The sequence below is a fragment of the Nocardioides sp. NPDC058538 genome, assembly GCF_042719275.1.
In the GTDB taxonomy this organism is placed as follows: Bacteria; Actinomycetota; Actinomycetes; order Propionibacteriales; family Nocardioidaceae; genus Nocardioides.
This window is the reverse complement of sequence record NZ_JBHXNY010000001.1, coordinates 395,464-409,932: the sequence shown is the minus strand read 5'-3', so window position 1 is coordinate 409,932 and position 14,469 is coordinate 395,464. Positions and strand designations below refer to the sequence as shown.

14 protein-coding genes and 1 pseudogene are annotated in these 14,469 nt (G+C 69.9%); 7 read left to right on the top strand and 8 right to left on the bottom strand.

What is annotated here, in order from left to right; all coding sequences use genetic code 11:
* Positions 1–119 precede the first annotated feature (119 nt).
* From erm to ACFWQC_RS01945, 3 genes are all read right to left on the bottom strand, one after another.
* Positions 120–878, bottom strand: a complete 759-nt coding sequence (gene erm / locus ACFWQC_RS01955) for a 23S ribosomal RNA methyltransferase Erm (protein ID WP_378672269.1) — start codon at positions 876–878, stop codon at positions 120–122.
* A gap of 219 nt (positions 879–1,097) precedes the next feature.
* Positions 1,098–2,498, bottom strand: coding sequence for an NAD(P)H-quinone dehydrogenase (locus tag ACFWQC_RS01950; protein WP_378672266.1), 1,401 nt, complete (start codon positions 2,496–2,498; stop codon positions 1,098–1,100).
* Between the two features lie 36 nt (positions 2,499–2,534).
* Positions 2,535–3,077: a DinB family protein gene (locus tag ACFWQC_RS01945; protein ID WP_378672263.1), complete on the bottom strand. Its 543-nt coding sequence runs from the start codon at positions 3,075–3,077 to the stop codon at positions 2,535–2,537.
* 122 nt (positions 3,078–3,199) lie between these two features.
* Between ACFWQC_RS01945 and ACFWQC_RS01940 the strand changes: the two genes are divergently transcribed.
* Positions 3,200–3,733, top strand: coding sequence for a TetR/AcrR family transcriptional regulator (locus tag ACFWQC_RS01940; RefSeq protein WP_378672260.1), 534 nt, complete (start codon positions 3,200–3,202; stop codon positions 3,731–3,733).
* A gap of 79 nt (positions 3,734–3,812) precedes the next feature.
* On the opposite strand, the gene lpdA is transcribed toward ACFWQC_RS01940, so the two are convergent.
* A complete protein-coding gene (gene lpdA / locus ACFWQC_RS01935) occupies positions 3,813–5,213 on the bottom strand; it encodes a dihydrolipoyl dehydrogenase (protein ID WP_378672257.1) in 1,401 nt (466 codons plus the stop codon).
* Between the two features lie 72 nt (positions 5,214–5,285).
* Here lpdA and ACFWQC_RS01930 point away from each other — a divergent pair, with 72 nt between their 5' ends.
* The 3 genes from ACFWQC_RS01930 to ACFWQC_RS01920 all read left to right on the top strand — a co-directional run bounded on the left by ACFWQC_RS01930 (position 5,286) and on the right by ACFWQC_RS01920 (position 8,767).
* Positions 5,286–5,738: a gamma-glutamylcyclotransferase family protein gene (locus tag ACFWQC_RS01930; RefSeq protein WP_378672254.1), complete on the top strand. Its 453-nt coding sequence runs from the start codon at positions 5,286–5,288 to the stop codon at positions 5,736–5,738.
* A gap of 29 nt (positions 5,739–5,767) precedes the next feature.
* Positions 5,768–6,565: a purine-nucleoside phosphorylase gene (locus ACFWQC_RS01925; RefSeq protein WP_378672251.1), complete on the top strand. Its 798-nt coding sequence runs from the start codon at positions 5,768–5,770 to the stop codon at positions 6,563–6,565.
* Between the two features lie 552 nt (positions 6,566–7,117).
* Positions 7,118–8,767: a phospho-sugar mutase gene (locus ACFWQC_RS01920; RefSeq protein WP_378672248.1), complete on the top strand. Its 1,650-nt coding sequence runs from the start codon at positions 7,118–7,120 to the stop codon at positions 8,765–8,767.
* A 19-nt stretch (positions 8,768–8,786) separates the two neighbouring features.
* On the opposite strand, the gene ACFWQC_RS01915 is transcribed toward ACFWQC_RS01920, so the two are convergent.
* Positions 8,787–9,356 carry a hypothetical protein gene (locus ACFWQC_RS01915; RefSeq protein WP_378672245.1) on the bottom strand — a complete coding sequence of 190 codons (570 nt, stop codon included), beginning with the start codon at positions 9,354–9,356 and terminating at the stop codon, positions 8,787–8,789.
* A 72-nt stretch (positions 9,357–9,428) separates the two neighbouring features.
* Here ACFWQC_RS01915 and deoC point away from each other — a divergent pair, with 72 nt between their 5' ends.
* Complete coding sequence (deoC, locus tag ACFWQC_RS01910; protein ID WP_378672301.1) at positions 9,429–10,070, top strand: deoxyribose-phosphate aldolase; 642 nt, start codon at positions 9,429–9,431, stop codon at positions 10,068–10,070.
* A 30-nt stretch (positions 10,071–10,100) separates the two neighbouring features.
* Positions 10,101–10,712, top strand: a complete 612-nt coding sequence (locus ACFWQC_RS01905) for a uridine kinase (RefSeq protein ID WP_378672242.1) — start codon at positions 10,101–10,103, stop codon at positions 10,710–10,712.
* Here ACFWQC_RS01905 and ACFWQC_RS01900 read toward each other — a convergent pair.
* The gene (locus ACFWQC_RS01900) at positions 10,687–11,766 is read right to left on the bottom strand and encodes an adenosine deaminase (protein WP_378672239.1); all 1,080 of its coding nucleotides are present in this window, start codon (positions 11,764–11,766) and stop codon (positions 10,687–10,689) included. The genes ACFWQC_RS01905 and ACFWQC_RS01900 overlap by 26 nt on opposite strands.
* 35 nt (positions 11,767–11,801) lie before the next feature.
* On the opposite strand from ACFWQC_RS01900, the pseudogene ACFWQC_RS01895 reads away from it, so the two are divergent.
* Positions 11,802–12,092, top strand: a pseudogene (locus ACFWQC_RS01895) (MaoC family dehydratase); the annotation flags it as partial.
* Here the strand turns inward: ACFWQC_RS01895 and ACFWQC_RS01890 are convergent.
* Both ACFWQC_RS01890 and ACFWQC_RS01885 read right to left on the bottom strand, forming a co-directional pair.
* The gene (locus tag ACFWQC_RS01890) at positions 12,000–13,079 is read right to left on the bottom strand and encodes a methyltransferase family protein (RefSeq protein WP_378672298.1); all 1,080 of its coding nucleotides are present in this window, start codon (positions 13,077–13,079) and stop codon (positions 12,000–12,002) included. The pseudogene ACFWQC_RS01895 and the gene ACFWQC_RS01890 overlap by 93 nt on opposite strands.
* Positions 13,080–13,513: 434 nt before the next feature.
* Positions 13,514–14,461, bottom strand: coding sequence for a hypothetical protein (locus tag ACFWQC_RS01885; RefSeq protein ID WP_378672236.1), 948 nt, complete (start codon positions 14,459–14,461; stop codon positions 13,514–13,516).
* Positions 14,462–14,469 lie beyond the last annotated feature (8 nt).

Here is a 14,469-nt window from a genome sequence, read left to right as displayed (position 1 = left end):
TTTTATATGTGACTGTTCTTCGTTTGAGTTTACACCCCCGCGGGCTGAGCTTTCTGCCGGGGGGGGCTTTTGGCCACCTTGGTGCCTTCTCGGCCGACGTACGTGACTTCTCGGCAGGATCAGCGCGCTGCGTACGCCTCGACCCAGTCCTCCGCACGCAGATCCCGCGGCAGCACCGGCGCTTGAGCTCGCCGGCGTTGCCGGGCGATTCGCCCGGCGAGCGCCGCGGGGACGCCGTTGCGGCGCAGGATCTCAGCGGCCCCGCGGCCTCGGCCGCTGAAGACCGTGGCCACCCACGACTGGAAGTCGGGGACCTCCGACTCAGGCAGCAGCGGCTCACGACGACGGTCGATGAGCAGCAGCCCGCCGTCTACGTTGGGGCGTGGCCGGAAGGCGGTCGACGGGACGCGGCGGTCGAGGGTGAAGGTGAACCACGGCCACCACTGCGCGGTCAGCTGGGTCGTGCCGCCGACGCCTGCGCGCTTGCGGGCGACCTCCCACTGGGTGAGGAGTACGGCATGGCGCCACGACGTCGAGGACAGCAGGTGGCGCAGGATCGGTGTGGTCAGGTGGAACGGGACGTTGGAGACGACGACCGCGTCCTGTGGTGGCGCGTGGCGCAGGATGTCGCCCTCGGCGATGCACACGTGCGTACCGGTCCGGCGGCGCAGCTCGGCGGCTCGGCGAGAGTCGATCTCGACCCCCTCCAGCGGACGACCTCGCTCCGCCAGCGCCAGGGTGACGGCACCGTTGCCGGTGCCCCACTCCACCAGCGGACCCTGCCGCTGGGAGACGAGATGGACGATGCGGTCGAGTACCGACCTGTCGGTGAGAAAGTTCTGGCCGAGCTCGTGCCGGCCAGGGCGTACGTCGGGCATGGATGCTCCTCGAGACAGAAGGAGCCGGGCGGCATGCGGGTAGCACTCGGAGCCGCCCGGCAGGGTTGCCAGGTGGCGGCGCGAATGCGTACGAGTGCTTCGGTGGGATCCGCGCCGTCAGCGGCGGCGGATCCGAACGATCATCGTCATGCAGCAGTTACCCATGGCGCTCACGCTAGCGAAGCCGCGGCGCTGCTCGCACACCGTTTTCTCGGGTGCCTACTCGACGTGGTGGAGGCGGCGGGCGACCTCGGCGGTGGAGCCGGAGATCGACGGGTAGACGGTGAAGGTGTTGGCGATCTGGTCGACGGTGAGTCCGGTGGAGACGGCGAGCGCGATGGGGTGGATGAGCTCCGAGGCGCGCGGGCCGACCACGACGCCGCCGATGACGACGCCGGTGCCGGGGCGGGAGATGAGCTTGACGAAGCCGTCGGAGATGCCCTGCATCTTCGCCCGCGGGTTGCCCTTGAGGTCGAGGCGCAGAGTGTCGGCGACGACCTCGCCCGAGTCGACCTGTGCCTGCGAGTAACCGACCGTGGCGATCTCCGGCGAGGTGAAGACGTTGGCCGCGACCTCCTTGAGGTCCATCGGGATGACCGCGTCGCCGAGGAAGTGGCGCATCGCGATCCGGCCGGCCATGGCGGCCGTCGAGGCGAGCATGAAGCCGCCGGTGCAGTCGCCGGCTGCGTACACGCCGTAGGCGGAGGTACGCGACACCTTGTCGGTGCGGATGAACCCGCCCTCGTCGAGCTCGATGCCGGCCTCCTCGAGGCCGAGGCCTTCGGTGTTGGGGATCGAGCCGAGCGCGAGGACGCAGTGGCTGCCGGTGACCTCGCGGCCGTCGGTCAGCTTGACGGTGACGACGTCGCCGGAGCGGGTCACCGACTCCATCCGCGACTTGCTGAGGATGTTCATCCCCTGCCGCTCGAGTACGTCCTGCAGGACCGTCGCCGCATCCGCGTCCTCACCGGGGAGAACACGGTCGCGCGAGGAGACCAGGGTGACCTGGGAGCCGAGGTTGAGGTAGGCGTTGGCGAACTCCACACCGGTGACGCCCGAGCCCACGACGATCATGTGCGAGGGCAGCTCGTCGAGGTCGTAGACCTGCTCCCAGGTCAGGATCCGCTCGCCGTCGGGCTGGGCGGTGGGCAGCACCCGCGGCCGGGCACCGGTGGCGATCAGGACCGCGTCGTTCTCGATCGCCTCCTCGGTGTCGTCCTGGGCCCGGGTCGCGATCACCTGACGCTTGTCGGCGTCGATGCGCCCGGTGCCCTTGACGATGCGGATCCCACGACGGGTCAGTCGGCTCTCGATGTCGCTCGACTGAGCGAGCGCGAGCGACTTGACGCGCTTGTTGACCAGCTCGAGGTCGGCGTAGAGCTCGGTGGCCGGGTCGCCGTGGTGGTCGCGGAAGTTGATGCCCAGGTCGCGGGCGAGCGTCATGTCCGACATCAGCTCGGAGGTGGCGATCAGGGTCTTACTCGGCACGCAGTCGGTGAGCACCGCGCTGCCGCCGAGGCCGTCACGGTCGACGACCGTGACCTCCGCCCCGAGCTGCTGCGCGACCAGCGCCGCCTCATATCCGCCTGGACCCCCACCAATGATCGTCACCCGCGCCATGGGCCGCATTCTTCCACGCCCCCTGGGACGCCAGAGTCAGCCCATCGTCTTCTGACCGTCGATGGTCTCCCGGATGATGTCGGCGTGGCCGGCGTGCTGGGCGGTCTCCGCCAGGATGTGAGCGATGGCGCGGCGGTTCGACCAGCGCGCGCCGGACTCGAACCACGGCGCTTCGGGAAGGGCGTGGTCCGCGTCGAGGTCGACGGTCCGGATCAGCTCGTCAGTGGCGGCGGCCACGTCCTCGTACGCCTCGAGCACACCCTCCAGCGTCTCATGCTCGGCGAGCACGAAGTCGGCGGCGAGCTCGGCGTACTTCTCCGGGGTGAGCTCCTGCGCCACCGCGCCACGGACGATGAAGTCCGCCCAGCCCCGCTCGCACGCTGACACATGCTTGACCAGACCGCCGAGGCTGAGCGCGGAGGCGGTCGGGGTGAGCCTGGCCCGCTCGTCGGTCAGGTTGCGGACGGCGTAGCGCAGGAACCCGCGGTGCTTGGCCAGGGTCTCGAGCAGGTCGGAGCGCTCACGGGACAGGGTGGCGGTAGCGCTGGTCTTCATTGCGCTGGCGGCGGTTGCGGTCATGACACGGACTCCTTGGGTGGTGTTTCCTTCTGACACCAGCAACGCTACGAGCTGTTCAGGTCAGTTTCTGTCCGCATTGGACCGAGGACCGGAAAGGATTCGCCGGCGATTACCCTGCTGGGATGACCAGCCCTGCCAACCCGACCCGGAGCGACGCGGTCCGCAACCGTGACCTCCTGGTCACCGCAGCCCGCGAGGTCCTCGCCGAGCAGGGTCTCGACGCGCCGATGTCGGCGGTCGCCAAGCGCGCCGGCGTCGGCCAGGGCACCCTCTACCGGCACTTCCCCGACCGGCTCACCCTGGCAACCGCGGTGCTGGAGGAGAACGTACGCGACATCGAGCAGGTCGCGGCCCGCCCCGATGCGACGCTGGCCGATGTGCTCGGCGTCGTCACCTGGCAGATGATCCACTCGACCGCCTTCGTCGGCATCATCCGGCTCAGCGACGAGGAGAGCTCCCGCTTCCTGGCCGATCGGGTACGCACCGCCATCGACGGGCTCCCCAGGGAGACCTACGACACCGACGACCTCATGCTCGCCGTCGCGATGGTCTCCGGCGGGGTTCACGGACCCACACCTGAGGCGCGCGAGACCGCCGCCCGCCGCGCGTGGGGTCTGCTCGGGATCGAGATCGGCCCGGTCACGCCGGGCGTTTAGGCAGCTGGGCCAACCGCGGCGGGAATGCCGTCGGCCGGCACCCCTTGCGTGGGCGCCGGCCGACGGGTCGTAGGTCTGGTCAGAGGTTGATCATGTGACCCGCGATGCCCTCGATGGCTTCCTTCATCGCCTCCGACAGCGTCGGGTGGGCGAAGACGTTGCGGGCGACCTCGTCGGCGGTCAGGTCCCACTGCTGGGCGAGCGTCAGCGCGGGCAGCAGCTCGGTGACCTCGGGGCCGATCATGTGGGCGCCGAGGATCTCGTTGTGCTCGGCGTCGGCGACGATCTTCACGAAGCCGACGCCCTCGGCCATGCCACGGGCCTTGCCGTTGGCGGAGAACGGGAACGACGAGGTCTTCACGTCGTAGCCCTTCTCCTTGGCCTGCGCCTCGGAGTAGCCGAACGAGGCGATCTGCGGCTGGCAGAACGTCGCGCGCGGGATCATGTCGAAGTTGATCTCCATGGTCTCGGCGTCGGCGATGGTCTCGGCGGCGACGACACCCATGGCCTCGGCGGTGTGGGCGAGCATCAGCTTGCCGGTGCAGTCACCGATGGCGTAGATGCCCTCGACGTTGGTGCGGCCACGGGCGTCGACCGCGATCGCACCCCGGTCGGTGAGCTCGACGCCGGCGTTCTCGAGGCCGAAGCCCTCGACCCGCGGCGCGAACCCGAAGGCGGCCAGGAACTTGTCGGCCTCGAGCACCTGCTCCTCGCCGCCGGCAGCCGGAGCCACCCTGACCTTCACGCCCGAGCCGGTGTCCTCGGCGCCCTTGACGGCGGTCGAGAGCAGCACGTTGACGCCCAGCTTCTTGTACTGGCGCAGCAGCTCCTTGGACACGTCGGCGTCCTCGGTCGGCACCATCCGGTCGAGGAACTCGACGATCGTGACGTCCACGCCGAAGTTCTTCAGCACGTAGGCGAACTCGACGCCGATGGCGCCCGAGCCGCCGATGATGATCGAGCTCGGCAGCTGCTCGGTGAGGATCTGCTCCTCGTACGTCACGATGTTCTGCTCGTTGGGCACGACCCCCGGGACGGAGCGGACGGTCGCGCCGGTGCCGATGATCAGGTTGTCGAAGGTGTAGTCGGTCGAGGCGCCGTCCTTGCCCTTGACTGCGATCGACTTCGGCCCGGAGAGGGTGCCCCAGCCGTCGATCTCGGTGATCTTGTTCTTCTTCATCAGGTAGTGCACGCCCTTGGCGCTGGCGTCCGCGACGCCGCGGCTGCGCTTGAAGGTCGCGCCGAAGTCCATGGTCGCGTCACCCGAGATCCCGAAGGTCTTCTTCTCGTGGGTGATGATGTGCGCGATCTCTGCGTTGCGCAGCAGCGCCTTGGACGGGATGCACCCGACGTTGAGGCAGACGCCGCCCCAGTACTTGTCTTCGACGACGGCGACGGACTTGCCGAGCTGAGCGGCACGGATGGCGGCGACGTAGCCACCGGGGCCAGCGCCGAGGACGAGAACATCAAAGTGGGTCACGTACCCAAGGGTAGACCGCCAATAACAGATAGATCCCAAGCGGGTGAGGACTGGGCGGTAACCTCGTGACCCGTGACTCTCTATGCGGCCTATGGCGTCAATCTCGACCCGGCGCGGATGAGTGAGCGGTGCCCGCATTCGCCGTTGCGTACGACCGGGTGGCTGGGCGGTTGGCGACTCACCTTCGGGGGCGAGGACAACGTGCTCGGCGACGGACCGACGGCCACGATCGTCCAGGACCCGTTCGAGCAGGTCTTCGTCGCGGTCTACGACGTCGTGGAACAGGACATGGAAGCCCTGGAGAAGTGGGAGCTGGCCGACATCGGCCTCTACTTCAAGACCAAGGTGCGGATCTCCGCGCTTGCCGAGGACCTGCTCTGCGAGACCTACGTCCTGGACACGTACGAGGGTGGCATCCCGGACGCCCGCCACCTGGGCGCGCTGGCCGATGCCGCCGAGGCGGCCGGGGCACCGGCCGACTACGTGCACGCGCTGCGTACGCGGCCGTGCCGGTCCAACGACTGAGCCGGTCCGGGCAGGTCTAAACTCAGCGAGTGACCACGCCTTATGAACTCGCCAAGGAAGCCGCCGCCGCGCTCGCGGAGAAGACCGGCATCGAGAAGCACGACATCGCGCTCGTGCTGGGCTCGGGCTGGCTGCCCGCGGTCGACGCGCTCGGCGAGGACTACACCGAGATCGCCACGACCGACCTGCCCGGATTCAGCGCCGCCGCGGTCCAGGGGCACAGCGGCAAGATCCGCTCCATCCGGTCGGCGAGCGGTCGCAACCTGCTGGTCTTCCTCAGCCGCACCCACTACTACGAGGGCAAGGGCGTCGCCGCGGTCGTGCACCCCGTACGCACCGCCGCGGCCGCCGGCTGCTCGACCATGGTGCTCACCAACGGCTGCGGCGGGCTCAACCCGTCCTGGTCGCCGGGCACCCCTGTCCTGATCCGCGACCACATCAATCTGACCGCGACGTCTCCGCTGGTCGGAGCAAACTTCGTCGACCTCACCGACCTCTACTCCGCCCGTCTGCGGGGTCTCGCCAAGGAGGTGGACGCGTCGCTCGACGAGGGTGTGTACGTCCAGTTCCCCGGCCCCCACTACGAGACCCCGGCCGAGGTGAAGATGGCCGGCATCATCGGCGGTGACCTGGTCGGCATGTCGACCACCCTCGAGGCGATCGCGGCTCGCGAGGCCAAGATGGAGATCCTGGGGATCTCGCTGGTCACCAACCTCGCCGCCGGCATCTCGGACCAGCCGCTCAACCATGCCGAGGTCCTCGAGGCCGGCCGCAACGCCGCTACGCGGATGGGCGGGCTGTTGAGCAACCTCGTTCCCAAGATCTGAGCGGTCCACGGGGCTAGGCTGGGCCGCCGACCCGGGTGTGGCCGCGGAGCACTCACCCACGGCAGGTGACCGATCCACGCCTACAGCAGACATGGGGTCCTTGCGTGGAAGGAAAGTTCCTTCCACGCGCCAACCCCACCCGGGCCAGACACCCTATGAGGCGAACGAAAATTCGTTCGCCCACCAACCCTCCCGCGGAGAACGGGCTCTGAGCGGAAAGAAAATTCCTTCCCCCCAAGCCCCCTCCCAGAGGCCGCACCGCGCCGAACGAAAATTCGTTCGCCTCCCGACGCGCCTGCCGAGCTGATCGCGGGCGGAAAGAAAATTCCTTCCACCGCTCGGCCCGACCACCCAAGATCTCAAGCCCCCACCCAACCCAAATCCCCGCATCAAACCCCTGCCGCCGACCCGATAACCAGCCAAATTCTCAACGGATCCCGGTGAGAGCACCCTCCCCGAAAGGGTCGGCGGCAAACCCCAACCACAAGTGACAGAAGCCGACGCCCCGCTGATCTTCGATCTTCCGGCACCCGATGACCTAGGGTCAGATCCATGGTCCCCACAGATCAATCTGCGCTCGTCGTCCAGGCCCGGGAATGGCTTGCCGATGACCCGGATGCACAGACCCGAGCAGAGCTCGAGAGCCTCCTGACCTCCACGGCCCCGGGGGCCGCGGCCGAGCTGGCCGACAGGTTCTCGGGCATGCTGCAGTTCGGCACCGCCGGGCTGCGGGGCGCGCTCGGGGCCGGGCCCAACCGGATGAACCGGGTGGTCGTGATCAAGGCGGCCGCAGGGCTGGCCCGCTACCTGCTCGCGACCGGCGCGCAGGGGCCGGTGGTGATCGGCTACGACGCCCGGCACAACTCCGACGTCTTCGCCCAGGACACTGCCGAGGTGATGACCGGAGCGGGCCTCCCGGCGCTGGTGATGCCGCGCTCGCTGCCGACGCCGGTGCTGGCGTACGCCGTCAAGGCTCTGGGCGCAAGCGCTGGGGTGATGGTGACGGCCAGTCACAACCCGCCCCAGGACAACGGCTACAAGGTCTACCTCGGTGATGGTTCGCAGATCGTGCCGCCGGCCGACATCGAGATCGCGAAGCGGATCGCGGCGGTCGACAAGGTGAGCTCGGTCCCGCAGGGCCCGGCCGGCCAGGTGATCAGCGAGGACCTGGTCGACAGCTATCTCGACACGGTCGTCGGGCTCCTTGCCGAGGGCGGCCCACGTGACCTCAACACGGTCTACACGCCGCTGCACGGTGTCGGCGGCGACCTGGTGAACCTGGCGATGAAGTTCGCCGGCTTCCCCGAGCCGTTGGTGGTCAAGGAGCAGGAGCGGCCCGACCCCGACTTCCCGACCGTCGCCTTTCCCAACCCCGAGGAGCCCGGGGCGATGGACCGGGCGATGGCGCTGGCGAGCAAGAAGGGCGTCGACCTGGTCATCGCGAACGACCCCGACGCCGACCGCTGCGCCGCAGCCATCCCCGTCGGCAAGAAGTGGCGGATGCTGACCGGTGACGAGGTCGGCGCGCTGCTGGCGACCCACCTGATCCGCAAGGGCGTGACCGGGACGTACGCAGCCTCGATCGTCTCCTCCTCGCTGCTCGGCAAGCTCGCCGCAGCCGCGGGGCAGGCCTATGCCGAGACGCTGACCGGCTTCAAGTGGATCTCGCGCGCGCCGGGGCTCGCCTTCGGCTACGAGGAGGCGCTGGGCTACTGCGTCGACCCCGAGCACGTACGCGACAAGGACGGCATCTCGGCGCTGCTCCTCCTGTGCGAGCTGGCGGCGTCGCTGAAGGCGGAGGGTCGCGACCTGGCCGACCTGCTCGACGAGCTGGCGGTCGAGCACGGCCTGCACGCCACCACCCAGCTCTCCGTACGGCTCGAGGACCCGGCTCAGATCGCGGGCGCGATGCAGCGTCTCCGCGACCGGCCGGTGACCGCCCTGGCCGGAGCCGCCGTGCAGCAGCTCGACGACCTCACCACCGAGGTCGGCGGCCTGCCGCCGACCGACGGGATCCGCTACCAGCTGGCCGGCGGGTCACGAGTGATTGTGCGGCCCAGCGGCACCGAGCCCAAGATCAAGTGCTACCTCGAGGTCGTCGAGCCGGTCGACTCACCGGAGGCCCTGGCACAGGCCCGGACCGACGCCGAGATCGCCCTCGGCGCGCTCAAGGTCGACATCCGCGCAGCCCTCGGCGTCTAGCCCTGCCGAGTCTGGTCGGCTAGATCACGAGCAGGACGACAAAGACGACGGCCACGACGCCCGTGATGGCGATCAGCGGCCAGTCCCAGCTGCGGCGTACGTCCTCGGCGAGGGCGAACTGCTCGTCGGAGTCGCGCTTGATCCGGCGCCGGTCGCGGGCGTCCTGGGCCAGCGCGTTGAGCCGGTCCTCGATGAAGTCGGCGTGGTTGCTCAGCGGCTTGTGGTCGCGCTTGGCGCCCTTGACCGCCTCCCGCATCGGACGCCCGACGGCGCCGCTGACGTAGGTACGTCCACCGGCGTAGGCGCCGAGGGTGCGGCCGACCGAGACGCTCTCCAGGGCGGCCATCGGGAAGCGCACCGTCGAGTAGAGGTGGTGGAGCACGAAGTCGCCCTCGCTGACCCCGACCCTGGTGCGGACGAACGCGGCGTACGCGACCAGCGCGAAGAGCACCCCACCGGCCGTCGTCTCGGGGTGCCAGCCGGTGACCACGTCGATCACCACGACCGCGATCGCGGCCCCTGCCGAGAGGAATCCCCACGTGGTGCTGCTGGAGTTGCGGAACCACTCCTCGGGCTGATCGTCATTCACGGCGCAAACCTTAGCCCTCCGGGGGTGGATGCATATGCTGAGCCCGTGCCTACCCCCGCTGACATCGCGAAGATGATCGACCACACCCTTCTCAAGCCCGAGGCGACCCATGCCGACGTCGAGGCGCTGATCCTGGAGGCCGCCGAGCTCGGCACCTACTCGGTGTGCGTCTCTCCCTCGATGCTCCCGCTCAACGCGCCGGCCGAGCTGAAGATCGCGGTCGTGTGCGGTTTCCCGAGCGGCAAGCACCTCTCCTCGATCAAGGCCGCCGAGGCCAGTGCGGCGGTCGACGCCGGCGCGGACGAGGTCGACATGGTCATCGACGTCGGCGCCGCGAAGGAGAAGCGGTACCCCGACGTGGAGGCCGACATCGCCGCCGTCCGTGCGGCCGTTCCCGCCCCCACCGTGCTGAAGGTGATCATCGAGTCCGCGGCGCTCGACGACGACGAGATCGTCGGCGTGTGCCAGGCGGCCGTCCGCGCCGGCGCGGACTTCGTGAAGACCTCCACCGGCTTCCACCCCGCCGGCGGCGCCAGCGTCCACGCCGTGGAGCTGATGCGCCAGACCGTCGGCCCCGACCTCGGCGTCAAGGCCTCGGGCGGCGTACGGACCATGGAGCAGGCCGAGCAGATGATCGCCGCGGGGGCCACCAGGCTCGGCGTCTCGGGCTCGCGCGCGCTGCTGTCGGGGTCGGCCCCCGGCGTCGGCTACTGACTTCGGCCCGGCACAGGCGAGAATGCTCCGGTGCGCGCTCAGGTCATCGTCCTCGCCGGCCCCTCGGGCGCCGGCAAGTCCCGCCTGGCCGAGCGGCTCGGCCTGCCGGTCCTGAGGCTGGACGACTTCTACAAGGACGGCTCCGACCCCTCGCTCCCCCGGATCACCGAGGGGCCCAACGCAGGCCTGGTCGACTGGGACCACCCCGACTCCTGGCTCCCCGCTGACGCGGTGAAGACGATCGCGGCCCTCTGCGAGACGGGCGCTGCCGACGTACCCGTCTACGACATCGCCCACGACGGCCGCACCGGCTGGCAGTCGCTGACCCTCGGCGAGGAGCCGTACTTCGTCGCCGAGGGGATCTTCGCCCAGGACATCGTCGCCGAGTGCCGCGATGCGGGGCTGCTGGCCGCCGCCTACTGCGTCACCCAGTCACCGACGATGACCTTCTGGCGCCGGCTCACCCGCGATCTCCGCGAGCGTCGCAAACCACCGTTCGTGCTGGTCAAACGGGGCCTGGCGCTGATGCGTGCGCAGCCGCAGGTCGTCGCGAACGCGGTCGCCAAGGGCTGCACCGCCGTCTACCCGAAGCACGGCTACGTCGCCATCGAACGACTCACAGGGCCGCGTACGCGTCCTTGATCTCGTGGATCAGGTCGACCCGCTCGTCGTAGGGCAGGAACGCCGACTTCATCGCGTTGGTCGTCAGCCGCTGGAGCTCTGGCAGCCCCCAGCCGAAGGCCGCCACGATGCCGGCCATCTCCGCCGACATCGAGGTGCGTGACATCAGCCGGTTGTCGGTGTTGATGGTGACCCGGAACCCGAGGTCGTAGAGCAGCCCGATCGGGTGCTCGGCGATCGACTTCGCCGCCCCGGTCTGGACGTTGGAGCGCGGGCAGAGCTCGAGCGGGATCCGCCGGTCCCGGACGTACGCGGCGAGCCGGCCGAGCCGCGGCGCCTCACCCTCCTCGAGGATGATGTCATCGACGATGCGTACGCCGTGACCGAGCCGGTCGCAGCCGCAGGGGTGCACCGCCTCCCAGATCGAGGGCAGCCCGAAGCCTTCGCCGGCGTGGATGGTGAAGCGCATGTTGTCGGCGGCGAGCTGCTCGAACGCCGCCAGGAACCGGCTCGGCGGGAAGCCCTTCTCCGGACCGGCGATGTCGAAGCCGGCGACCCCGCGGTCGCGCCAGGTCACCGCGAGCTCGGCGATCTCAGCGGCGCGGGCGGCCTGCCGCATGGCGGTGAGCAGCTGGCGTACGACGATCTTCCGACCGGTCGTCGCGACGGCATCCATGCCCTCGTCGAACCCGGTCTGGACGGCTGCGACGACGTCGTCCAGCTCGAGGCCGTTGGCAAGATGGAGCTCCGGCGCCCAGCGGACCTCGGCGTAGACGACGCCGTCCTCGGCCAGGTCCTCGACGCACTCCCGTGCCACCCGGGTCAGCGCGGGCAGCGTCTGCATGACCGCCAGCGTGTGCGCGAAGGTGTCGAGGTAGCGCTCCAGCGACCCCGAGTCCGCGCTGGTCACGAACCATTCCTCCAGCGCGACCGGATCGTCCTGGGTCCCCCCCGGCAGCCGGTGACCCACCTGAGCGGCGAGCTCGACGAGGGTCGAGGGACGTACGCCACCGTCGAGGTGGTCGTGGAGCAGCACCTTTGGGGCGGCCTTGATCTGCATGTCGGACGGTTCCATGGGCCCATCATTCCGTATGCCGCTAGATTCCGGGGGTGCGCACTTTCACCACTCTCCAAGAAGTCTCCGACGCCGCAGGCACCGAGATCGGCACCGGCGAATGGCTCAAGGTCGACCAGGACCGCGTCAACGCCTTCGCTGACGCCACCGGCGACCACCAGTGGATCCACGTCGACGAGGAGCGGGCCAAGGAAGGCCCCTTCGGGGGCACCATCGCCCACGGCTACCTGACGCTATCGCTGATCCCCTACCTCGGCGTGAGCGTCTATTCGCTGGAGACCCCCGGCGCGAAGCTCAACTACGGCCTCAACAAGGTCCGGTTCCCCATGCCGGTCCTGGTCGGCTCCCGCATCCGCCCGATCATCACCTTCGGCGAGGTCACCGAGCTCCCCACCGGCCTTCAGCTCGTCGTCAAGACGACGATCGAGATCGAGGGCTCCGCCAAGCCCGCATGCGTCGCAGAGTCGGTCGTCCTGCTCCTGGCGGACTGAGGCCGGATCGGCTGAGCGCGAGGGCCGTGGACCGGCACCGAAGGCATCGGTGCAGAGCTGGACCAGATGCCGTACGCCCGGCAGCCCGAGCGCCCAGCCGGCCATCGCCCAGCGGAGGTCGATGTGGTTCAGGGCCCGCGCCACCGCCTCGACGCCGCTGACCCTGACGCCCGCCGACTCGTAGGTCACCCGGTAGAGCACCTCGGGGTGCTCGGCGGCCGGCCTGATCGCGAGCCCGCGCGGCTCGTGCCGCAGGAACCAGCGGCCGACCTCCGAGCAGATCCCGCAGTCGGCGGCCACCCACAGGGTCGCGCTGTCGATCGCCGCCGGGCGCCATCGCGGAACCCACGACGGGACCTCGGCCCGGTAGGCCACCCAGCCGTCCCCGAAGGCCCTCCGCAGCTGGGCGCCCTCGTGCCAGGCGGCCAGCCCGACCGAGTACGCCGCGGCCGCGACGGCCGCGACCAGAAGCCACGCGTCGCCGAACGTGAGTGCCAGGGCGACGAAGACCAGCACCATGCTGATCTGCATCGGGTTGCGGACGTAGGCGTACGGGCCGGACGTGACGAGCCGGATCGGCGGATCGTAGGGCAACGGGGTGCCCCGGCCGACGATCGCCAGCTCACGCATCGCGGCGACGCTCGGCAGCGCACAGACCACGGCGAGCTGGACGCCCGCCGAGGTGATCACGTCCGGCCAGCGCGGCTCCGGCGCGAGCACGGCCAGCGGCCCTCCGACGATGAGGCAACCGGCACACAGCGCCTGCGCCCAGCCGCGGGCGACGACATGGCGGTCGAGCAGCGTCCAACGGGCCAGGAACATACCCGGGACCAGCACGAATGCGACCGCGACCAGCTCGCCGACGAGCCAGGTCTCGCCGAGACGTACGGCCGGATGGGCCAGCGGCATCGCGCCCAGGTCGACCCAGACCAGCCCCGCCGCGATCCCGACGGCCGGCCATCCCGATCGCAGCAGGAGCGCGGGCAGCGCGCCCCACAGCAAGGCCCACGCCAGCCACAGGTCGACCGCGATGCCCTGCCACACGGCGCCGTCGACGTCGTAGGCCCACCACCCCAGCCGCTGCGCGACCAGGTTCACGGGAAACAGCGTGAGCAGCGACCAGGCGGACGCGACGATCATCGCTGCCAGCTCGCGCTGGTTCGGCGGGCGCCGGACGCACAAGATGGCGACCGCGATGACCGGCAGGGCGAGCCCCAGGCTGCGTACGACGGCGGGGTCGGTACTCATCGCCGCGCTCAGCTGTTGGCCGCAGCGGCGGCGAACGTGTCGGCGAGGTAGCCGACCGCGAGGCCGGTGGTGTGCTGCTGGAGCGGTCCGAAGTACCACGACGGGTCGTAGGTGCGCGCCCAGTCGAGGGTCCAGGTCGTCTCGGTCCGGTCACCGACCCGGTGCCATGCGACGGTCGCCGACTGCAGCTCCATCCACCGCGACAGCGTGCTGTCGGCGGTGACCTCGAAGACGACGCGCCCGGCATCGGTGTCGATGTCGGACTCCGCGACGCGCAGCGTCATCGACCGCGGCGTCGGCTCCGCGCCGAGACCGAGCGACTTCCGGTCGTTGAACCTGACCACCCGCCGATCGCCGACCTCGAGCCCGGATCCGGTCGCCGAGACCGGATGCGGGAACGGCACCGTCTTCAGCAGGACGGCCTCGAAGGGGCCGTACGCCGGCGGCGCGGCGAGCGCCGCTGCGTACGCCTCCGGGGACGCGTCGACCATGACCGTCGCGGACGCAGCCGAATCGCGCGGCAGGTAGCTCACCCCAGCGACGCCCTCGATGAGGGCCGCCGCGAGCAGCGGCGCGGCAACGAGCGCCTGATGGTGGCGTTGTCCGGGCCTGACCAGCAACGACACCAGCCACGCGATCAGCGCGGCCACGCCGTAGATCAGCGGAGCGGCCATGACCAGGCAGACGACTCCCTCGTCCAGGAGCGGCCCGGCGAGGGCGAGCCCGATGGTGGTGACGGCGAGCGTCAGACCGACGGCGCTCCGCGGCCGGGCGGTGAGCACCACGGTCACCGCGATCAGCGCCGGGATGCCGACGTAGAACATCGCGGTCTGCTCCAGGCCTCCGCCCGCGAGGGCCTTGGCGAACAGCATCGCTCCGAAGACGGCAAGCAGGAGGGCGGCGAGGACGAGGCGCTCGCGGCTCGGTCTCTTCTCCGCACGGGGATCGTCAGTCATGGTCCGGC

What these genes read in the sequence shown, in the direction of transcription:
- ACFWQC_RS01945 (WP_378672263.1), bottom strand. Translation starts at nt 3,077, where the DNA reads ATGACCGCAACCGCCGCCAGCGCAATGAAGACCAGCGCTACCGCCACC.
- erm (WP_378672269.1), bottom strand. Translation starts at nt 878, where the DNA reads ATGCCCGACGTACGCCCTGGCCGGCACGAGCTCGGCCAGAACTTTCTC.
- ACFWQC_RS01940 (WP_378672260.1), top strand. Translation starts at nt 3,200, where the DNA reads ATGACCAGCCCTGCCAACCCGACCCGGAGCGACGCGGTCCGCAACCGT.
- deoC (WP_378672301.1), top strand. Translation starts at nt 9,429, where the DNA reads ATGATCGACCACACCCTTCTCAAGCCCGAGGCGACCCATGCCGACGTC.
- ACFWQC_RS01950 (WP_378672266.1), bottom strand. Translation starts at nt 2,498, where the DNA reads ATGGCGCGGGTGACGATCATTGGTGGGGGTCCAGGCGGATATGAGGCG.
- ACFWQC_RS01900 (WP_378672239.1), bottom strand. Translation starts at nt 11,766, where the DNA reads ATGGAACCGTCCGACATGCAGATCAAGGCCGCCCCAAAGGTGCTGCTC.
- ACFWQC_RS01885 (WP_378672236.1), bottom strand. Translation starts at nt 14,461, where the DNA reads ATGACTGACGATCCCCGTGCGGAGAAGAGACCGAGCCGCGAGCGCCTC.
- ACFWQC_RS01920 (WP_378672248.1), top strand. Translation starts at nt 7,118, where the DNA reads ATGGTCCCCACAGATCAATCTGCGCTCGTCGTCCAGGCCCGGGAATGG.
- ACFWQC_RS01890 (WP_378672298.1), bottom strand. Translation starts at nt 13,079, where the DNA reads ATGTTCCTGGCCCGTTGGACGCTGCTCGACCGCCATGTCGTCGCCCGC.